Genomic DNA, 19160 nt, shown 5'->3' with positions numbered 1-19160 from the left:
GCTCCGGCCGGGAATGACACCGGGTGGCCTACCGCCGCTTCAGCAAAAACACGCCCTGCTCGCCGAGCAGGTTCCACACCCACCAGGGCAGGGTCACCCGCATGGGCTGGCCGCCGGCGTTGAGCGCCACGGCCTTCTCCATCTGCGCGCCCACCTCCCGGCACAGCTCCACGAAGTCGCGGATGGTGCAGAAATGGATGTTGGGGGTGTCGTACCAGGAATAGGGCAGGTTCTCCGTCACCGGCATCCGGCCCTTCAGCGCCAGGTCCGTGCGCACGCGCCAATGGCCGAAATTGGGGAAGGACACGATGGCCCGGCGGCCGATGCGCAGCAGATGCTCCAGCACCACGCGCGGCTGGCGCGTCGCCTGGATGGTCTGGGACAGGATCACGTAGTCGAAGGCATCGTCCGGATAGTCGGCGAGGTCCGTGTCCGCATCCCCCTGGATCACCGGCAGCCCCTTGGCAAGGCAGGCGTTCACGCCCTCCCGCGAGATCTCGATTCCGCGTCCGTCGACGCCCCTCCGGTCGCGAAGCAGACTGAGCAGCGATCCGTCGCCGCAACCGACGTCGAGCACGCGGGAGCCCGGCTCCACCATGTCGGCGACGAGGAGGAAATCGAGGCGGTGGCCGTTTGCCGTGTCGGTCAGGGGCAGGGCGGTCGGCAGGCTCATGCGATCCCCCGCACCCGCGCCGCCGCGTCGATGAAGCCCCGCGCGGCGGCGAACATCTCCGGCTCGTCGAGCAGGAAGGCGTCGTGGCCCTTGTCGCTCTCCACCTCCACGAAGGCCACGGAGGCCGCCGCGGCGTTGAGCGCATGGACGATGGCGCGCGAATCCGAGGTGGGGAAGAGCCAGTCGGAGGTGAAGGAGATCACGCAGAAGCGGGTGGGCGTGCCCTTGAAGGCCTTGGCCAGCGAGCCGCCATGCTCCGCCGCGAGGTCGAAATAATCCATCGCCCGGGTGACGTAGAGATAGGAGTTGGCGTCGAAGCGCTCCACGAAGGAGATGCCCTGGTAGCGCAGGTAGCTCTCGATCTGGAAATCCGCGTCGAAGGAGAAGGTGGGAGCCGCCCGGTCCTGGAAGTTGCGCCCGAACTTCCGGTGCAGGGCCACCTCCGAGAGATAGGTGATGTGCGCGCCCATGCGGGCGACGGCGAGGCCCTTGGAGGGGCGCGTGCCCTCCGTGAGGTAGCGTCCGCCGCGCCACTCGGGATCGGCCATCACCGCTTGGCGGCCGACCTCGTGGAAGGCGATGTTCTGGGCCGAGTGGCGGGCTGCGGTGGCGATGGGAAGCGCCGAAAAGACCCGGTCCGGATAGCTCGCTGCCCATTGCAGCACCTGCATGCCGCCCATGGAGCCGCCCACGACGCAAAAGAGCTTTTCGATGCCGAGCCGGTCGACGAGGGCGGCCTGCGCCCGCACCATGTCGCGGATGGTGACCACGGGAAAGTCGAGGGCATAGGGCCGCCCCGTGGCGGGATCGGTGGAGGCCGGGCCCGTGGTGCCCATGCAGCCGCCGATCACGTTGGCGCAGATCACGAAGAAGCGGTCGGTGTCCACCGGCCGTCCCGGCCCGACCATGGTCAGCCACCAGCCGGGCTTGCCCGTCACCGGGTTGTCGTTCGCCACGTGCTGGTCGCCGGTGAGCGCATGGCAGATCAGCACCGCGTTCGACTTCTCCGCATTGAGGGTGCCGTAGGTCTGGTAGGCGATCTGCCAGGGAGCCAGCGCCACGCCGGAATCCATCATCAGGGGCTCGTCCGCGCCAAAGCGCATCACCAGGCTCGACGGATCGTCGGCCTGGCTTCGCGGTTCGGAGGACAGGGAAGCGGATTGCATGCTTTCAACGGAAATGTTCGTTCTTTCGAACAATCGGTACTGCCCAGGGTCCGCCGCGTCAACGCGCATGACGCCCCTGCCACGACCTGAGGGTGTCACCGCGGACGGCGCAGCCGATCCGGGATCGGGTGCAGGATGTGGCGGTATGCCCTCCCCTGTGCGGGAGAGGGTGGCGGGTGCGGGCGAGGCGTGGGCCTGTGCAATGTTCTTACTTTGTTCTTGACAGGTGCTGCAAGCTCGGCTATATCGTTGTCTTAGATCTGCTCCTGTCGAGGGGCGCGCTCGCGAGGCGTCGCAGTGTGGGAGCAGGCACGGTCCCGCCGCAGGGCTCGCACCCCTGTGGTCGCGGGAGGCCGACCCTGGCCTGTTCCAGGTCCGCCTGAAAAGAACCGTGCGCGAAGAGGCCGTCCGGCTCTTCCATCCACACCACCACCCATCGAGCCGGGCTGCCCCAAGCGCCACCCTCGAGCAAACCCGACGGCTCGCAGCTCACGCTGCGGGCCCGAAGGCGCTGGATCTGGGACAGGCGCGTCCTCGGCGGCGGTTGCACCGCGGAGGAAGCCCCGGTATCCCTTCTTCTCCAACGTGAGGAACAGCGATGACGGTCAAGCTCGACGGAGCCACACTCGGCATTCAGGACGTGGTGCGCGTGGCGCGCCGGGATGCGCAAGGGGCCTTCGCGCAGGCCGCCCTCGCTCCCGAGGCGCGCGAGCGGATCGCGGCGACGCGGGACTATATCGACCGCACCTGGATGCATGACGACGCGCCGCTCATGTATGCCTTCAACACCGGTGTCGGCCTGTTCAAGGACCAGCGCGTGCTGATCGCCGACATGGCCGCCTACCAGCGCAAGACCGTCTATGCCCATGCCACCGGCGTCGGTGAGCCTTTCGCCGAGGACGTGACGCGGGCGATGATGCTCCTGCGCGCCAATGCCTTCGCGTCGAACTATTCCGGTCCGCGGGTCGAACTCGTCGAGCGGCTCCTCGCCTTCCTCAATGCCGGCCTGCACCCGGTGATCCCGCAGAAGGGCTCGGTCGGCGCCTCGGGCGATCTCGCGCCGCTCGCGCACATGGCGGGAGCCGTGTGCGGCTTCGAGGAGGCCGAGATGATCTACCGGGGCCGCGTCATGCCGGCCCGCGAGGCCATCCGCATGGCAGGCTTCGATCCCGATTTCGAGCTCGGCGCCAAGGATGCCTCCGCGCTCATCAACGGCTCGACCACCTCCCTCGCGCTGGCCGCCCTCGCCACCCATGATGCGCGGCGCATCCTGAAGCATGCCGACATCGCCATGTGCCTGTCGCTCGAAGCGATGCGCGGCGAGCTCGCCGCCTTCGATCCGCGCGTGCACAGGGCGCGTCCGCATCCCGGCCAGGCCAGGGTCGCCCGCAATCTCCTGCGCATCCTGGACGGCACGAAGCGCTGCTCGCAAGCCGCGCGCGACATCGTCTTCCCCGACGAGCCGCGCCAGCCGGGCCAGCCCGCCTCTCCCCGCGTGCAGGACGTCTATTCCCTGCGCTGCACGCCCCAGGTCCACGGGCCCGTGATCGAGGCGGTGGAATACGTGGAGCGCATCGTCGGCACCGAGATGAACTCCGCCACCGACAACCCGCTCATCTTCGATGACGGGCAGGGCGGCTACGTGTCGATTTCGGGCGGGCACTTCCACGGGCAGTACATGGCGCAGGCCATGGACTTCCTCGCCATCGCCATGGCGGATCTCGGCACGATTTCCGAGCGGCGCCTTGCGCGCCTCATCGATCCCACCATGTCCTACGGGTTGCCGCGCAACCTGCTCGCCGGCAAGCGCGGCCTCAACACGGGCTTCGCCACGGTGCAGTGCTCCCTATCGGCGCTGGTCATGGAAAATCGCGGATTGGCGACACCGGGCTCCGTCGACTCGATCCCCGGCAAGTCCAACGCGGAGGATCACATCTCCAACTCCACCTGGTGCGGCCGCAAGGCGCGCACGATCGTCGAGAACGTGGAGCAGATCGTGGCGGGCGAGCTGCTGATGGCGGCGCAGGCGCTGACCCTCGTGGAGCCGCTTGCCGGCGATTACCCGCTGGGCAGGGGCTCGCGCGCCGCGATGGAGGCGATTCGCGCCGTCATTCCGCCGGCCCTCGAGGGCGACCGCTGGTACGCCACCGAGATGCGCCAGGCACTCGAGCTCGTGCGGTCGGGTGCCGTCGTCGAGGCGGTGGAGAGCGCCATCGGCGAGCTGGAATAAGCAAACGGGCCCGGAAGCCCCGGGCCCTGACGCGTTGAACGCGGCGCCGATCAGCGGCAGCGGCGAACGGTTCGATAGGTCACGCCGCCGAACGGGCGGACAACGCGCACGCGCTCGATGCGGCAGCGCTCCACCCGACGCTGCCAGGCGGGAACACCGCAACGGCGCACGGTGCGGTAGACGACGCGGCCGTTGGGTCGCACGGTGCGAACGTGGCGGGTCACGCAGGCCACATCCTCCACGAGCGAAGGCGCCTGAATCCGCTCAGGGCTGAACCGCGCATGAGCCTCCTGCGGAGCCGCGAGGATGCCGGTGCCGAGAGCGAGGGCGAAAGCGGGGAGAATTATGGCTCGCATGGTCCATTCCTTGTGGCTAGAGAAGGGGCTGACGACAACGGCAGGTCTATGCCATGGTTCCTGAAGCCGGAATGAATTCCATGTTGCCACGCGTTACGATTCGCCCCGTCCAAGCCTCCGATGCCGCCGAACTGATAGCCGCCAACCTGGCGAGCATCGACCTGCACGAGCCCTGGGTGTCGCCCTGCCGCGACCATCCGAGCTTTCTCGGCTACCTCGCGCGGTGCGACGGCGAGCGCTCGTTCGGCTTCATCGCCCGGGAGCGGGAGAGCGGCCGGATCGTCGGCGTCGTGAACGTGAACGAGATCGTGCGCGGCTTCTTCCAGAGCGCGTATATGGGCTATTACGGCATGGCCGGCATGAGCGGGCGCGGGCTGATGAGCGAGGCGGTGAGCCTCGTGGTGACGCATGCCTTCCGCGAGCTCGGCCTGCATCGGCTGGAGGCGAATATCCAGCCCGGCAACGCACCCTCCCGCGCCCTCGTGAAGAGGCTCGGCTTCCGCCTGGAAGGGTTCTCGCCCCGCTACCTGAAGATCAACGGCGATTGGCGCGATCACGAGCGCTGGGCCGTGCTCGCGGAGGAGTGGCGCGGCGGCTGACGCGCCGCGCTCCTATCCGGCGATCCGCTTCACCGCTTCGAGAAGAACCCGTGCGGCGATGTCCGCGTCCTCCACGGTGATCGATTCGGCCGGGTTGTGGCTGATGCCGTCCTTGCAGCGCACGAAGAGCATGGCGGAGGGGCAGAGATTGGCCATCGCGGTCGCATCGTGTCCTGCGCCCGAAGGCAGGTGAAGCGGCTCGAAGCCGACGCTCCTGACGGCTCGCTCGAGATGCCCGATCAGGCTCCCGTCCATGGCTGTTGCAGGGGAGTCCATGAAGGGCTCGATAGCGAATTTCACGCCGCGTCTCTGGGCGGCGGCCTCGCAGCCGGCCACGATGTCCTGCACCATGGCCTGGCGCACTGCATCGTCGGGCGCCCTGGCGTCGAGGGTGAAGTCGACGCGGGCAGGAATGACGTTGATCGCGCCGGGCTGCACCTGCGCCACGCCCACCGTCGCCACCGTGTCGGTGCGGGTGGCGCCTGCGCGCTCCACGATGCCGATCATCTCCGCCACCGCCGCGAGCGCGTCCCGGCGCATCGCCATCGGCACGGTGCCCGCATGGCCCGCCTCGCCGGTCACATGAGCCCGGGCACGGGTGATGCCGTTGATGGCGGAGACGATGCCCACGGGCAGGTTCTTCGATTCGAGCAGCGGCCCCTGCTCGATATGCACCTCGAGATAGCCACGGTAGCGCGCCGGATCGCGGGCGAGCGCCGCAGCGCCGTCCGGATCGCCGCCGAAGCGGATCAGGGCGTCGCGCAGGGAGATGCCGTCCTGATCCCGCCCGTCGAGCCAGGCGGGGTCGAAGCGGCCGGCGAGGGCGGAGGAGGTGGAGAGATTGGTGGGGAAGCGCACGTTCTCCTCGTCCCCGAAGGCGACGACCTCGATGGGGCAGGCGGGTGCGACGCCCTGCTGCCGCAGGGCCTCGACCACCGCGATGCCGAGCACCACGCCGAGGGTGCCGTCGTAGCGGCCGGCATCGACCACCGTATCGATGTGGGAGCCGATGAGGAGGGCGGGCGCGTCCGGGTCGGTGCCCTCGATGCGGCCGACGACGGAGCCGAGCGCGTCGATCTGCGCGCTCATACCCGCTTCGCGCATCAGGCGCAGCGTGTCCTCCGCGGCCCTGCGGTGCGCATCGGACAGATAGAGGCGCGTGAGGCGGCCGGGCTCGTCGGTGTGCCGGGCGAGATCCTCGATCATCGCCATCACGCGGCGGCCGAGGGTGAGATCCGTGTGGTGCGTCATGCGCCCGAGAGTTTCAGGAACCGGGCCGCTTCGCAAGGGGCAGCCCGGCCTTCGGGTGCGTCTCCCCCTACGCCGCGACGCCGAGCTTCTTCTGCAGGCTCGTGGACGAGGTCGTGTATTGGAACGTGAGCCGCTTGTCGGGGTAGACGTAGCGGTGCACCTTCTGCGCGGCGAGCGCCCCCTCGTGGAAGCCGGAGAGGATGAGCTTCAGCTTGCCCGGATAGGTGTTGATGTCGCCGATGGCGAAGATGCCCGGCACGCTGGTCTCGAACTTCTCCGTATCGACGGGAATCAGGTTCTCGTGCAGGTTCAGGCCCCAATCGGCGATGGGCCCGAGCTTCATGGTGAGCCCGAAGAAGGGCAGCATCACGTCGCATTCCACCAGGGACTCCGAGCCGTCGTCCTTGCGGATCACTGCGCCCTCGAGCACCGGCGCCTCGCCCTTGAGCGCGGTGACCTGGCCGAGCTGCAGATCCATCTCGCCGGCGGCCACGAGGGAGCGCATCTTCTCCACCGTGTGCGGCGCCGCGCGGAAGGCGTCGCGGCGGTGGAGCAGGGTCAGTCGCTTGGCGATGGGCTGAAGATTCACGGTCCAGTCGAGGGCGGAATCGCCGCCGCCGACGATCAGCACCTTCTTGCCCCGGAACATCTCCATCTTGCGCACCGCATAGAACACGCCCGTGCCCTCGTAGGCCTCGATGTTGTCGATGGGGGGTTTCTTGGGCTGGAAGGAGCCGCCGCCGGCCGCGATGATCACCGCCTTGCAGAGGAAGGTGGTGCCGTTCTCCGAGGTCCTGACCCGAAACAGCGGCGCCTCGGCCGTGCCGAGGGCCTCCACGCTCTCCACCATCTCGCCGAGATGGAAGGTCGGGCGGAAGGGCTCGATCTGCGCCATGAGGTTGTCGACGAGGCCCTGGCCGGTCACCATCGGGAAGCCCGGAATGTCGTAGATCGGCTTCTCAGGATACAGCTCGGCGCACTGGCCGCCGACCTTCGGCAGGATGTCGATCAGGTGGCATTTGATGTCGAGGAGACCCAGCTCGAACACGGCGAACAGGCCCACGGGCCCGGCGCCGATGATGACGACATCCGTTTCGATCTGGTCGGTCATGAACAGGCTCCTTCGAGAGACCACCCGGAAAACATGATCTCCCCGGCTTTGGCAAGGCGGCAGGATGACTTGGCGGGACGGGCCAACGTCCCTTAAGGCCAATCTCGCGCGAGGGTGCGGATAGCCTGCATATCGGATCGGGTGCCTCCTTCGTCAACGCTCCCGGCCGGGGACGCTACACCCCCAGCGTGTCGGCTCTCAGCGCCTCGTTCGCCATGAGTTCGTCCATGGAGCCCTGGAAGCGGATCTCGCCGCGCTCGATCACGAGAGCGCGGTCGCTGATGCCGGCGGCGAAGGCCCAGTTCTGCTCGGAGAGCAGCACCGCCACCCCCTCCGCCTTCATGGCCCGGATCGCCTCGGCCATCATCTGCACGATCACCGGCGCGATGCCCTCGGAGGGCTCGTCGAGCAGGATCGCATCCGGATTGCCCATGAGGGTGCGGGCGATGGCGAGCATCTGCTGCTCGCCGCCGGACATCTGGCTGCCGCGCCGCCCCCGCATCTCGGCGAGGTTCGGGAAGAGGCGGAAGAGCCGCTCCGGCGTCCAGGGCGAGCGCCCGGCGCCGGCGGGCCTGCGGCCGGTCTCCAGATTCTCGTCGACGGTGAGGTCGGTGAAGATGCGCCGGTCCTCGGGCACGTAGCCGAGGCCCAGCCGGGCAATCCTGTAGGTGGGGAGGCGGCCGAGGGAATGGCCCTTGAAGGTGGCATGGGTGGCGCTCGCCGCAATCAAGCCCATGATGGCCTTGAGGGTCGTGGTCTTGCCCGCGCCGTTGCGCCCGACGAGAGCCACCACCTCGCCCGGATAGAGGTAGAGCGACAGGCCGAACAGCACCTGGGCCCGACCGTAGAAGGCGTTGAGGTTGCGAATGTCGAGGAGCGGCTCTCGGGTCATGCAGGGCTCATCCGTTTCGGCCGCTCCAGGGCATGCTCGTCGCCGAGATAGGCGCGCCGGACCTGCGGGTCCTGGCGGATCTCGTCCGGGGTGCCGGAGGCGATGATCTGGCCGCGCAGCAGCACCAGCACCCGTTGCGCATGGCCGAAGACCACATCCATGTCGTGCTCGGTGAAGAGGACGCCGATCCCCCGGGATTCGGCGATGGAGGCGGTGAGCTCCATGAGCGCCGCCCGCTCGCGCGGCGCCATGCCGGCGGTGGGCTCGTCCATGAGGAGCAGCTTGGGCTGGCCGGCAAGCGCGATGGCAAGCTCCACCCGCTTCACGTCGCCATAGGCGAGCGCCGAGCAGGGAGTGTCCGCCGCCTCCGCCATACCGACCTGCGAGAGCAGCTCGACGGCCCTATCGCGGTGACGTTCCCGGGCCGCTCTCCAGAGGCCGTTGCTCTGCCGGAAGCAGCTGATGAGCGCCATCTGCACGTTTTCGGCCGCGCTCATGGACAGAAAGGTCTGCGCCACCTGGAAGGTGCGCCCCACACCGCGGCGAAAGCGTTTCTGCGGCGAGGCGTGGGTGATGTCCTGTCCGTCGAGCATAACCCGGCCGCGATCGGGCGTGAGCTGGCCGCCGACCATGTTGAACACGGTGGATTTGCCGGCGCCGTTGGGGCCGATGATCGCCAGCATCTCGCCGCGCTCGACGGTGAAGGCCACGTCGCGGGCCGCCACCACGCCGCCGAAGGATTTGTGCAGGCCGGTCACCGCAAGAAGCGTCATGTTCGCGCCTCCCACCCGTCGCGAACGGTTCCCACAAGGCCGCGTGGGAAGACGAGCACCATGGCGATGATGCTGATCCCGAGGAACAGCCGCCACAGCGGCGTGAGCGGCATGATCCAGTCGCGCAGGCCATGCAGGGCCGCGGCTCCCACGAGAGGGCCGATCACGGTCTGAATGCCGCCGAGCAGCAGCATGGTGAGCGCGTCCACGGAAGCCGCGATGCCGAGCAGGCTCGGATCGACGGAGCCGCGGGAAAACGCATAGATCCCGCCGGCCAGGCCCGCACCCGCGCCGGCGATCATGAAGGCGAGCCAGCGGTGCTGGCGGATCTTGAGGCCGATGGCCTCCGCACGGGCCTCGGAGTCGCGGGCGGCGCGCAGCGCATAACCGAAGGGTGCATCGATGATGCGTTTGAGAAGCAGCACCGTCACCAGGACCAGCGCTGCGGTCAGGAGATAATAGGGGATGGGCCCGCTCGCCCAGGGTGAGGGCCAGACGCCGACGATGCCGTTGTCGCCGCCGGTCACCTCCACCCATTGGAACGCGACGGCGTAGAGGATCTGAGCGGCCGCAAGCGTCATCATGGCGAGGTAGATTCCGGACAGGCGCACCACGAAGGCGCCGACCAGTCCGGCGCCGAGCGCCGCCAGCGCAAGCCCGAGCGGCAGCGCCGCCTCCATCGAAGCCCCGTACCATTTGACCGCGAGCGCCGCCCCATAGGCCCCGAGGCCGAAAAAGGCTGCGTGGCCGAAGCTCACGAGTCCGCCGACGCCGATGAGGAGCTGCAGGCTGAAGGCGAAGAGCGCGAAGATCAGGATCTCGGTCGCCACCTTCAGGAGATAGGCATCGGCCACAAGCGGGAAACAGGCCAGAGCCGCAATGACGACGAGCAGGATGAAGGCGCGGCCGGGCAGGGGCTCGCGGCTGGCGATGCCGACCGCATGCGTTCCGCCGACGATCTCGGCCCGGCCGAAAAGTCCATAGGGCCGGATCGCCAGCACCACGGCCATGAGCAGGAACACCACCACGAGGGTGCTCTTGGGAAAGATCAGGATCCCGAAGGCCTGCAGCTGCCCGATGATGAGCGCCGCGAGAAAGGCTCCCGGCACGCTGCCCATGCCGCCCACCACGGTGACGACGAAGGCCTCCGCGATGATGGACAGGTCCATGCCGGTATTGGCCGAGACGCGCGGGATCTGCAGCGCGCCGCCGAGACCTGCGAGAAAGGCGCCGAGAAACAGCGTGCCGGTGAACAGCATGGCCTGGTTCACGCCGAGCGAGGCCACCATGTCCCGGTCCTGCGTCGCCGCGCGCACCAGAACGCCGAAGCGCGTCCTGCGCAGGAGAAGCCAGACGAGGGCCAGCACGATGGGCCCGGCGGCGATCAGCACGAGCTCGTAGGAGGGAAAGCGCCGCCCCAGGATCTCGACTGGCGCGCGCAGGCCCGGCGCGCGGGGACCTAAGATGTCCTCGGGGCCGAAGACCTGGACGACGAGGTCCTGCACCACCAGCACGACGCCGAAGGTGGCCAGCAGCTGGAACAGCTCCGGCGCGCCGTAGATGCGGCGCAGGAGCAGGACCTCGATGATGACGCCGATCACCCCGACCACAAGGGCCGATGCGAGAATGCCGGCCCAGAAGGTGACGGGGCCGAAGGAGAGTTCGAGCAGGCGCGGGATCAGGGTCGCGGCCGTGTAGGCGCCGATCATGTAGAGCGAACCGTGCGCGAAGTTCACGATCCGCGTGACGCCGAAAACGATCGTGAGGCCGCAGGCGGTGATGAAGAGCGATGAGGCGCTGGACAGGCCGCTGAGGGCTTGAACGGCGAGGAAGGCGGGGTCCACGATTTACCCTCCCCTTGAGGGGGAGGGTCGGCCATCAGGCCGGGGTGGGGTGGGAAGCGCAAGCGCCTCCGATTGAGGCGAGCCATACAAGGCCGCGTAAATGGTGTCGAGGACGCCTGGCATATTCCCGGTCAGCTCGGTGTTCCAGAAGCGGACGACCCGATAGCCCTCGCTTTCGAGCCAGCGGGTCCGGGCTTCGTCCTTGATGGCAATGTTCTGCTGGGAATGGTGGCCGCCATCGAGCTCGATGAGAAGGCGGGCCTTCAGGCAGGCGAAGTCCGCGATGTAAGGGCCGGTGGGAACCTGGCGGCGGAAGTGGCTGCCATAGACGGGGATGCGCTTCAGGGCGCGCCAGAGAACCTGCTCCGGCTCGGTAGCGCTCGAGCGAAGCTGTCCTGCTCTCTCACGTCTGAAGCGGTTGATGTTCGACATGACCGGTTTTCTGTTGCGGTGCCACCCCACCCCGGCGCTTGCGCGCCGACCCTCCCCCTCAAGGGGAGGGTGAAAGCACGTCAATCCTTCCGAACCGCCTTCACCTCGGCCTCGGTGGGCATGAACGAGGCGCCGTCCTTGTAGGTCCAGTCCGTCATGCCCCCGGTTGCTCCCTTCAGCACGAGCTTGCCGACCCAGGCGCCCATCGTGGACTGATTGTCGATGCCGCGCATGGTGACGGGGCCGATGACCGTGTCGAACTTGGCATCCTCCAGCGCCTTGATGACGGCTTCCGTCTCGGTGGAGCCGGCGCGCTCGATGGCGTCGCGGATCATGGTGACCACCATGTAGCCGAGAAGCGAGCCGAGGCGCGGCGTCTCGTTGTACTTGGCGCGGTAGGCATCGATGAAGGCCTTGTGCTTCGGCTCCTTGATCTCGTCCCAGGGATAGCCGGTCACGGTCCAGCCCTCGGGCACCTCGTCCTTGAGCGGCAGGAGCCATTCGGGCTCGCCGGTCAGCAGGGAGAGAACCGTCGCGCCCTCGAAGAGGCCGCGGGTGTTGCCCTCGCGCACGAACTGGGTCAGATCGGGGCCGAAGAGCACGTTGAAGATGCCGTCGGGCTTGGCCTGCTCGATGGCCGACGCGGTGGGCCCCGCCTCGATCTTGCCGAGCGCCGGGTACTGCTCGGCGACGATCTGGGCGCCCGGCACCCGCTCCTGGATCAGGCGCTTGAACACGGCGGCGGCCGACTGGCCGTATTCGTAGTTCGGCGCCACGATGGCCCAGCGCTTGGCGCCCGAGACCTTGGCCTGGTCCACCAGCATGCTGACCTGCATGAAGTTGTTGGGCCGGATGCGGAAGGTATAGCGGTTGCCCTGCGCCATGGTGACGGCGTCGGTGAGCGGCTCGGCGGCGATGTAGACGATCTTCTTCTGGTTGGCGAAGTCGGCCATGGCGACGCCGACATTCGACAGGAAGGAGCCGAAGAGCAGCGAGACGCCTTCGCGGCTCACGAGCTCGTCCGCCACGCGGGTGGCGCTGCCGGTGGTCGCCCCGTCGTCGCGGGAGACGATCTCGATCTTCCGGCCGAGCACCCCGCCCTTGGCATTGATCTCCTCGAGGGCCATCTGCCAGCCGTTGCGGTAGGGCACGGTGAAGGCCGCCCACTGGGCATAGGAGTTCAGCTCGCCGAGCTTGATCGGAGGCTGCTGCGCCTGAGCCGCCGGGGCTGCGAGGGCGAGCGCCCCTCCAAGAGCCAGCCAGCGGAGCGTCGATAGTTTCGCCATTGCGGCATCCCTTCAGTCGAGAATGTGCGAGGATTTAGGGCCAATCGGGTCGAGAAGAAAGGCACAAACTGTCAAGGTTCGCGAAATCCTGCCTTGCTCCCGCCCGGGAGAGGATGACACATTCGCCTGCCCTCCGTTCCCTCAAGCGCAGCAGAGCCATGCTTCTCGACCACGACCCCGCCTATGCCTTCATGCCCTATCCGGCCGTTCCGGTTCCCCATGCGCCGACAGGCCCCCTGTCCGGCCTGACCTTTGCCGCCAAGGACCTGTTCGACGTGGCGGGCTATCCGACCAGCGCGGGATCGCCCCACCTGCTCGCCCTGTCGGGCATCAAGACCCGGACGGCGCCCACCGTCCAGAGGCTGCTCGATGCCGGCGCGCGTCTCGTGGGCAAGACGATCACGGACGAACTCGCCTTCTCCATGAGCGGCAAGAATGCCCATTTCGGCACGCCGGTGAACGGCGGCGCGCCGGACCGCATTCCCGGCGGCTCGTCCTCGGGCTCGGCTGCCGCCGTCTCGAACGGCCTGTGCGATTTCGCCCTCGGCACCGATACGGGCGGGTCGGTGCGTGCGCCCGCCAACCATTGCGGCCTCTTCGGCATCCGGCCGACCCACGGCCGGGTCAGCCTCGAACTCTGCCATGACCTTGCCCCGTCCTTCGACACCTGCGGCTACTTCACCCGCGACGGCGCCACCTTCGAGCGGGTGGGCAGGGTGCTCCTGGGCGACGACGCGACGCCCCTGCCGCAGGCTCCTCGCGTGCTGCTCGCGCGGGATGCGTTCGGTCTGCTGCAGGCGGAGGTGCGCGAGGCGCTCGCACCGGCCCTGCGCCGGACCCAGGCCGTGCTGGGCGAGGCCCGGGAGGTCGAGGTGGCGACGGAGGGCTTCACCACCCTCTACTGGGCCATGCGCTACATCCAGAGCCGGGAGGCCTGGACCGTGGACGGGCCGCTGATCGAGCGCTACCGCCTGCCCCTCGGCCCCGGCGTCGCCGACCGCTTCGCCTTCTCGAAGGCGGTGACCGATGCCCAGGTGGCGGAGGCGCGGGTGATTCGGGCCGCGTTCCGCAAGCGCTTCGGCGCCCTTCTCGACGGCGCCGTGCTGATCCTGCCCACCATGCCCGACATCGCGCCGCTCCTCTCGGAGAGCGACGAGGCCCTGAACGACTACCGCAACAACGCCTTGAACCTGCTCTGCCTGTCGGTGCTGTCCGGCCTGCCGCAGGTCTCGATCCCGCTCGCCTCCCGCTCCGGCGCGCCGCTGGGCCTGTCGCTCATGGGACCGGCCGGATCCGACCTGAGCCTCGTGACACTGGCGCGCCGGATCGCGGAGAGCGCCTAGCGCATCGTGCGGACCCATCGCCCGCGCCCGGAGTTACCGGCAGAGCAACGAGCAAACCATCAGCTACAGAGGGGAGCCATGACACATCCAGCCGTTCACCCGGAAACGCCTCACGTGGCGGTGGCCAGCGCCTGCGTGCTGGGGGAGGGGCCGGTGTGGGACCACCGCTCGAACACCCTGTTCTGGGTGGACATCAAGAATCCGGGGGTGTGGCGCTATCGTGCGCAGACGAAGGAGCATTTCCGGATAGATGCGCCGGAGCGGGTGGGCTTCATCGCCCTGACCCCGGATGAGGACGAGGTCATCGCCGGGTTCAAGTCAGGGCTTGCCCGCTTCAACCTCAGGACGGGGGCGGTGCAGCCCATCGTCTCCCCCGACAAGGACAGGCCGAGCAACCGCATCAACGACGGCCATGTGGGCCCGGACGGGGCGATCTATTTCGGCACCATGGACGACGAGGAGGCAAATCCCTCCGGCGCCTTCTGGCGCTGGGACGGCAAGGAGCTGACGCAGCTCCATTCCGGCATCGTGGTCACCAACGGCCCGGCCTTCAGCCATGACGGGCAAAGGATCTACGCGACCGATACCATGGGGCGGACGATCTTCGCTCTCGATGCCGGCGGCGGCGCCATCGGCGGGCCGCGGCCCTTCGCCCGCTTCGAGGAAGGCTGGGGTTATCCGGATGGCATGGCGGTGGACGCGGAGGGCCATGTATGGGTCTGCCACTGGGGCGGCTCGCGGATCACCCGCTTTGCCCCCGACGGCACGGTGGAGCGCACTGTGTCGGTTCCCACCGCACAGGTGACGAAATGCGCCTTCGGCGGCCCCGATCTGACCACCCTCTACATCACCACCGCCGCCATCGGCCGCGATCCGCAGATCGACGTGATGGCGGGCCACCTCTTCAAGGTCGAGACCGGCGGCATCCGTGGCCTGAAGACCAACATCTTCGAAGGGTAGCGCCATGACCATCGAACGCTTCGGCTCCCTCAACGGGCAGGATGTGCTGCAGGTCTCGCTGCAGGGTCCCGACGGCATGGAGATGAAGGTCCTGACCTGGGGCGCGGTGGTGCGCGACCTCGTCGTGCCCTCCGCTGCAGGTTCCCAGCGTGTGGTGCTCGGGCTCAACTCCATCGAGGACTACGTCGCCCATTCCCCGTATTTCGGCGCCATCGTCGGGCGCCATGCCAACCGCATCGGAGGCGCGTGCTTCACCCTGAACGGGGAGACCTTCCGTCTCGACGCCAACGAGGGGCGCAACCAGCTTCATGGCGGCTCGATGGGTTTCGGCACGCGGCTCTGGAGCCTTGTCGATCACACCGCCTCCAGCGCCACCTTGAGCCTCGTGTCGGAGGATGGCGACATGGGCTATCCGGGCCGGCTCGTGGCCACCTGCACCTACACGCTCCTGCCGTCCTGCAGCCTGCGGATCGTGCTCGAGGCCACCTGCGACCGGCCCACGCCGGTCAACCTCACCACCCACGGCTATTTCAATCTCGACGGCAGCCCGGATATTCTCGCGCATCACCTGATGATTGCGGCCGACTACACCACGCCCACCCGTCCCGACCTCATCCCGACCGGCGAGATCCGGCGCGTGGCGAATACCGGCTACGACTTCACCACGCTGCGGCCCATCGGTGCGGCCGAATTCATGCAGGAGCGCATCCTCTACGACATCAACTATGTCCTGCACGGACCTTACGGAGAGCTGCGCCACGCGGCGACCCTGGCCTCGCTCAAGAGCGGGGTGTCCATGGAGCTTTGGACGACGGAGCCGGGAATCCAGTTCTATGACGGGCATCTGCTCACCATGCCGGTTCAAGGCCTGGAAGGAGCGAAGTACGGCCGGCACGGGGGCTTATGCCTGGAGCCGCAGCGCTTTCCCGACAGCCCCAATAAAGCCCATTTCCCGTCGTCTATCCTGGTGCCGGGGCAGGTCTCTCGCCAAGTCAGCGAGCTGCGGTTCTCGCGCTGACCGAAGGAACTTTGCGCGAGCGTGGCCGTTCTCCCTTGCAGGCGTTGCGTTTCCGAACAAACACGAACCAGAAGGGACAAGCGCCCATGCCGGTGCTCGACGTGAAAGCCCTGGAGATCGATCCCAAGGGAGCGGCTTTCCTCAAGAGCGTTCTGCGTCAGACCTGTTCATCGGAGGTACCTCCAAAGGAGTGCCCCCGAATTGTCCGCATCCGTTTTCACATTCCGCGGCGGACGCGAGAACTCGCTGCCGGCACCGTGTGACGGGCCCGACCCGGGTCCGCCCTTAGAATACGATCTTCAAGCAGCCAGGAGACCCCGTTTGGCCAGAAGCGCGTCTGCGGTCGGCAGGCGCCCGCGGAAGGCGGTGTAGGCCTCGGCCGGATCGCGCAGGTTGCCCGCGGCGTAGATGAAGCGCTTGAGCCTCTCCGCCGTCTCAGGATCGAAGACGTTGCCCGTCTCCTCGAAGGCCATGAAGGCATCCGCGTCCAGCACCTCCGACCAGAGATAGCTGTAATAGCCCGAGGAGTAGCCGTCGCCGGAAAACACATGGGTGAAGTGCGGCGTGCGGTGGCGCATGATGATCTCGCGCGGCATGCCGATCTTCTCCAGGGTCTCCTTCTCGAAGAGCGAAACGTCGAGATCGCTCAGGTCCCTGCGGCGGTGGAGCTCGAGATCCACGAAGGCCGATGCCAGGTACTCGACCGTGGCAAAGCCCTGATTGAAGTTGCGTGCCGCCATGAGGCGTTCGAGCAGCTCCTCCGGGATCGGCTCGCCGGTCCTGTAATGGGTTGCGTAGCGGCGCAGGATCTCCGGCTGCGAGAGCCAGTGCTCGTAGAGCTGCGAGGGCAGCTCCACGAAATCCGTCGACACGGACGTGCCTGCCAGCAAAGGATAGGTGACGTTCGAGAGAAGGCCGTGCAGGGCATGGCCGAATTCATGGAACAGGGTGCGGGCATCGTCGAAGCTCAGGAGCGACGGCTCCCCCGCGCCGCCCTTCGCGAAGTTCATCACGTTGACGATGATCGGCCGGACGTCGCCGGTGAGCTTTTCCTGCGAGCGGAAAGCGCTCATCCACGCGCCGCTGCGCTTCGACGGGCGCGCAAAGTAGTCGCCGATGAAGGTGCCCACATGCTGGCCATCCGCATCCACGACCTGCCAGGCCCGGATGTCGGGATGATAGCGCGGAAAGTCCTTCAGCTCCTGGAAGCTCAGGCCGAAGAGCCGGTGCGCCGTCTCGAAGGAGGCTTCGATGATGCGGTCGAGCTGGAAGTAAGGCTTGATGACGGCCTCATCGAGATCGTGCCGCGCCATGCGAACCTGATCGGCATAGTAGCGCCAGTCCCACGGCTCGATGACGATGTTGTCGCCGAGAGCCTGCGCCTGGGCCTGCAGATCGTCGCGCTCCTCCTCCGCCCGGGTGCGGGCGGGCGCCCAGACGTCGTTGAGGAGCTTCATCACGTTGTCCGGATTCTTCGCCATCGTATCGGCGAGCTTGAAGTCGGCGAAGGTCTCGTAGCCCAAGAGCTTCGCCCGCTCGGCCCGCAGGGCTGCGGTCTCGGCGATGATCGCCTTGTTGTCGGTGGCATTGCCGTTGTCGCCGCGCGCGGCCCAGGCCCTGAAGGCCTGCTCGCGCAGGTCGCGGCGCTTGGAGAATTGCAGGAAGGGCTCGATGCTGGAGCGGGAGAGGGTGATGACGTATTTGCCCTTGAGCCCACGCTCCTCCGCCGCCTGCGCCGCGGCTTCGCGCAGGAAGGACGGCAGACCTTCGAGATCCGCTTCCCCGTCGAGCACGAGCTGGTAGGATTTCTCGTCCGCCAGCACGTTCTGCGAGAACTGCGTGCCGAGACTCGCGAGCCGCTCGGTGATGGCGGCGAGCCGCTTCTTCTCCTCCGGTCCGAGCTTCGCGCCGGCCCGCACGAAGATGGTGTGGTAGCGGTCGAGAACGCGCATCTGCTCGGGGGTGAGGCCCAGGCTCTCGCGCCTCTCGTGGAGCGCCGCCACGCGCCGGTAGAGCGCCTCGTTCATGAAGATGCTGTTGCGGTGCTTGGCGAGGATCGGCGCCATCTCGCGCTCCACCGCCTGGATCGCATCGTTGGTGTGCGAGCCTGCAAGGTTGAAGAACACGCCGCCCACCCTCTTGAGCGCCTGGCCGCTCCTCTCCAGCGCCTCGATGGTGTTGGCGAAGGTGGGTTCCTCGGCGCTCTCCGCAATGGCGGCGATCTGCGCCTGCTGCTCGGCCAGGGCCTGGTGGAAGGCGGGCCTGAAATGGTCCGGCGCGATGCTCTCGAAGGGCGGCAGACCGAACGGGGTGGTCCATGGCGTGAGAAGGGGATTGCCTGCGAGAGCCGCGTCTGAAGCCGTCATGATCGCTCCTGCTGATCGGAAGAAGGACAGTCTTAAAGAGGTCAGCCGTCGACGGGAAGAGGGCCCGAGCCCGTCGCGGCATGCGAGCCGGCAAGATGGCGCTGCAGGAAGGCCAGGGACCGGCGCGTCGCATCCTCTTCCGCTGCGCCCCGGAATCCGTGGCCCTGGCCGGGATAGACCTTGACCTCGTGCGGCACGTTCTGCTGGCGCAGCAGCGCCTCGACCGCGTAGGCGTTCGCCACCGGCACGATGGGATCTGCCGATCCGTGCAGCACCAGGGTAGGGGGCAGGCGCGAGGTGGTGGCGACGGCCCCCTGGGGCAGAGGACCGAAATAGTTCACCAGGGCCTTCACCCGCGGGTCCGTGCTGGCGACGGCGAGCCCCAGGGCCGCGCCGAGCGAGATGCCGACGATGCCGATGCGGCTCCCATCGGCGCCCGGATGGGCCGCTGCGAAGGCGAGCGCATCCTGAACCGTGCTCATCCAGGGCATGAAGTTCTGGAAGAGGGTGCTGAAGGAAGCCCGCCTCTCACCGGTGCGGTCGAGATAATGGACGAGATGCACCTGGAAGCCCGCCGCGGCGACCGCGCGGGCGCCTTGGCGATACTGGGCGTTGCCGCCCAGCCCGTCCGCGCCGTGCAGCATGAGGATCGCGGGGCGGGGGGAGGCGCCGGGGCTGTGAAAGGTCTCGACGGCAATGGACTTGCCGCCGCTCTTGAAGCTGTTGCGGTGTGCGGTGACGGGCATGAGGGCGGATGTGTTCTGCTGGGCGTGGGCGGTGGGGGAGGCGGCGAGGGCCGCCCCGATCAGGAGGTTGCGTCTGGTGATCGACATGAGGGCCTGGGGGACATTGGATATCCT

At 67.8% G+C, this 19160-nt stretch carries 17 protein-coding genes; 5 read left to right on the top strand and 12 right to left on the bottom strand.

Annotated elements, in window-relative coordinates; all coding sequences use genetic code 11:
* Nucleotides 1-28: 28 nt before the first annotated feature.
* On the bottom strand, nucleotides 29-673 hold the full coding sequence (gene metW / locus GR303_RS09780) for a methionine biosynthesis protein MetW (RefSeq protein ID WP_161722121.1): 645 nt from the start codon (nucleotides 671-673) through the stop codon (nucleotides 29-31).
* Nucleotides 670-1839, bottom strand: a complete 1170-nt coding sequence (gene metX, locus GR303_RS09775; protein ID WP_161722122.1) for a homoserine O-acetyltransferase MetX — start codon at nucleotides 1837-1839, stop codon at nucleotides 670-672. Before metX ends, metW begins: the two co-directional genes overlap by 4 nt.
* Nucleotides 1840-2437: 598 nt before the next feature.
* On the opposite strand from metX, the gene GR303_RS09770 reads away from it, so the two are divergent.
* Nucleotides 2438-4069, top strand: a complete 1632-nt coding sequence (locus GR303_RS09770) for an HAL/PAL/TAL family ammonia-lyase (protein ID WP_161722123.1) — start codon at nucleotides 2438-2440, stop codon at nucleotides 4067-4069.
* A 50-nt stretch (nucleotides 4070-4119) separates the two neighbouring features.
* On the opposite strand, the gene GR303_RS09765 is transcribed toward GR303_RS09770, so the two are convergent.
* Nucleotides 4120-4425, bottom strand: coding sequence for a hypothetical protein (locus GR303_RS09765; protein WP_161722124.1), 306 nt, complete (start codon nucleotides 4423-4425; stop codon nucleotides 4120-4122).
* Nucleotides 4426-4505: 80 nt separating this feature from the next.
* Between GR303_RS09765 and GR303_RS09760 the strand changes: the two genes are divergently transcribed.
* Entirely contained in the window at nucleotides 4506-5024 is a 519-nt protein-coding gene (locus GR303_RS09760; RefSeq protein ID WP_161722125.1) for a GNAT family N-acetyltransferase, read from the top strand.
* Nucleotides 5025-5036: 12 nt separating this feature from the next.
* On the opposite strand, the gene GR303_RS09755 is transcribed toward GR303_RS09760, so the two are convergent.
* From GR303_RS09755 to GR303_RS09725, 7 genes are all read right to left on the bottom strand, one after another.
* Nucleotides 5037-6275: an allantoate amidohydrolase gene (locus tag GR303_RS09755; protein WP_161722126.1), complete on the bottom strand. Its 1239-nt coding sequence runs from the start codon at nucleotides 6273-6275 to the stop codon at nucleotides 5037-5039.
* Between the two features lie 67 nt (nucleotides 6276-6342).
* Complete coding sequence (locus GR303_RS09750; RefSeq protein ID WP_161722127.1) at nucleotides 6343-7386, bottom strand: NAD(P)/FAD-dependent oxidoreductase; 1044 nt, start codon at nucleotides 7384-7386, stop codon at nucleotides 6343-6345.
* Nucleotides 7387-7561: 175 nt separating this feature from the next.
* Entirely contained in the window at nucleotides 7562-8278 is a 717-nt protein-coding gene (locus tag GR303_RS09745; RefSeq protein ID WP_161722128.1) for an ABC transporter ATP-binding protein, read from the bottom strand.
* Nucleotides 8275-9051 (bottom strand): ABC transporter ATP-binding protein, encoded by a 777-nt coding sequence (locus GR303_RS09740; protein WP_161722129.1) that lies wholly within the window; start codon nucleotides 9049-9051, stop codon nucleotides 8275-8277. The genes GR303_RS09745 and GR303_RS09740 overlap by 4 nt, the downstream gene beginning before the upstream one ends.
* Nucleotides 9048-10895: an ABC transporter permease gene (locus GR303_RS09735; protein ID WP_343038402.1), complete on the bottom strand. Its 1848-nt coding sequence runs from the start codon at nucleotides 10893-10895 to the stop codon at nucleotides 9048-9050. The genes GR303_RS09740 and GR303_RS09735 overlap by 4 nt, the downstream gene beginning before the upstream one ends.
* 3 nt (nucleotides 10896-10898) lie before the next feature.
* Nucleotides 10899-11327 carry an endonuclease domain-containing protein gene (locus GR303_RS09730; RefSeq protein ID WP_201751985.1) on the bottom strand — a complete coding sequence of 143 codons (429 nt, stop codon included), beginning with the start codon at nucleotides 11325-11327 and terminating at the stop codon, nucleotides 10899-10901.
* A gap of 80 nt (nucleotides 11328-11407) precedes the next feature.
* Entirely contained in the window at nucleotides 11408-12613 is a 1206-nt protein-coding gene (locus GR303_RS09725) for an ABC transporter substrate-binding protein (protein WP_161722130.1), read from the bottom strand.
* A gap of 113 nt (nucleotides 12614-12726) precedes the next feature.
* On the opposite strand from GR303_RS09725, the gene GR303_RS09720 reads away from it, so the two are divergent.
* The 3 genes from GR303_RS09720 (at nucleotide 12727) to GR303_RS09710 (ending at nucleotide 15934) form a co-directional block, all read left to right on the top strand.
* Nucleotides 12727-13956, top strand: a complete 1230-nt coding sequence (locus tag GR303_RS09720) for an amidase (RefSeq protein WP_343038403.1) — start codon at nucleotides 12727-12729, stop codon at nucleotides 13954-13956.
* A gap of 78 nt (nucleotides 13957-14034) precedes the next feature.
* Complete coding sequence (locus tag GR303_RS09715) at nucleotides 14035-14916, top strand: SMP-30/gluconolactonase/LRE family protein (RefSeq protein ID WP_161722131.1); 882 nt, start codon at nucleotides 14035-14037, stop codon at nucleotides 14914-14916.
* Nucleotides 14917-14920: 4 nt separating this feature from the next.
* Nucleotides 14921-15934, top strand: coding sequence for an aldose epimerase family protein (locus GR303_RS09710; protein ID WP_161722132.1), 1014 nt, complete (start codon nucleotides 14921-14923; stop codon nucleotides 15932-15934).
* Nucleotides 15935-16233: 299 nt separating this feature from the next.
* On the opposite strand, the gene GR303_RS09705 is transcribed toward GR303_RS09710, so the two are convergent.
* Together GR303_RS09705 and GR303_RS09700 are read right to left on the bottom strand one after the other, a co-directional pair.
* Nucleotides 16234-18300 (bottom strand): M3 family metallopeptidase, encoded by a 2067-nt coding sequence (locus tag GR303_RS09705; RefSeq protein WP_161722133.1) that lies wholly within the window; start codon nucleotides 18298-18300, stop codon nucleotides 16234-16236.
* A 41-nt stretch (nucleotides 18301-18341) separates the two neighbouring features.
* Nucleotides 18342-19133, bottom strand: coding sequence for a dienelactone hydrolase family protein (locus tag GR303_RS09700; RefSeq protein WP_246205370.1), 792 nt, complete (start codon nucleotides 19131-19133; stop codon nucleotides 18342-18344).
* Between the last annotated feature and the right edge of the window lie 27 nt (nucleotides 19134-19160).

Origin of the sequence: Microvirga arsenatis (genome assembly GCF_009910705.1) — a bacterium.
Classification (GTDB): Bacteria; Pseudomonadota; Alphaproteobacteria; order Rhizobiales; family Beijerinckiaceae; genus Microvirga; species Microvirga arsenatis.
This window is presented reverse-complemented; position numbering and strand designations above follow the sequence as displayed.

Bases quoted from the DNA above. Each gene is read 5' to 3' on its own strand.
- metW (WP_161722121.1), bottom strand. From the start codon at position 673: ATGAGCCTGCCGACCGCCCTGCCCCTGACCGACACGGCAAACGGCCAC.
- metX (WP_161722122.1), bottom strand. From the start codon at position 1,839: ATGCAATCCGCTTCCCTGTCCTCCGAACCGCGAAGCCAGGCCGACGAT.
- GR303_RS09770 (WP_161722123.1), top strand. From the start codon at position 2,438: ATGACGGTCAAGCTCGACGGAGCCACACTCGGCATTCAGGACGTGGTG.
- GR303_RS09765 (WP_161722124.1), bottom strand. From the start codon at position 4,425: ATGCGAGCCATAATTCTCCCCGCTTTCGCCCTCGCTCTCGGCACCGGC.
- GR303_RS09760 (WP_161722125.1), top strand. From the start codon at position 4,506: ATGTTGCCACGCGTTACGATTCGCCCCGTCCAAGCCTCCGATGCCGCC.
- GR303_RS09755 (WP_161722126.1), bottom strand. From the start codon at position 6,275: ATGACGCACCACACGGATCTCACCCTCGGCCGCCGCGTGATGGCGATG.
- GR303_RS09750 (WP_161722127.1), bottom strand. From the start codon at position 7,386: ATGACCGACCAGATCGAAACGGATGTCGTCATCATCGGCGCCGGGCCC.
- GR303_RS09745 (WP_161722128.1), bottom strand. From the start codon at position 8,278: ATGACCCGAGAGCCGCTCCTCGACATTCGCAACCTCAACGCCTTCTAC.
- GR303_RS09740 (WP_161722129.1), bottom strand. From the start codon at position 9,051: ATGACGCTTCTTGCGGTGACCGGCCTGCACAAATCCTTCGGCGGCGTG.
- GR303_RS09730 (WP_201751985.1), bottom strand. From the start codon at position 11,327: ATGTCGAACATCAACCGCTTCAGACGTGAGAGAGCAGGACAGCTTCGC.
- GR303_RS09725 (WP_161722130.1), bottom strand. From the start codon at position 12,613: ATGGCGAAACTATCGACGCTCCGCTGGCTGGCTCTTGGAGGGGCGCTC.
- GR303_RS09720 (WP_343038403.1), top strand. From the start codon at position 12,727: ATGACACATTCGCCTGCCCTCCGTTCCCTCAAGCGCAGCAGAGCCATG.
- GR303_RS09715 (WP_161722131.1), top strand. From the start codon at position 14,035: ATGACACATCCAGCCGTTCACCCGGAAACGCCTCACGTGGCGGTGGCC.
- GR303_RS09710 (WP_161722132.1), top strand. From the start codon at position 14,921: ATGACCATCGAACGCTTCGGCTCCCTCAACGGGCAGGATGTGCTGCAG.
- GR303_RS09705 (WP_161722133.1), bottom strand. From the start codon at position 18,300: ATGACGGCTTCAGACGCGGCTCTCGCAGGCAATCCCCTTCTCACGCCA.
- GR303_RS09700 (WP_246205370.1), bottom strand. From the start codon at position 19,133: ATGTCGATCACCAGACGCAACCTCCTGATCGGGGCGGCCCTCGCCGCC.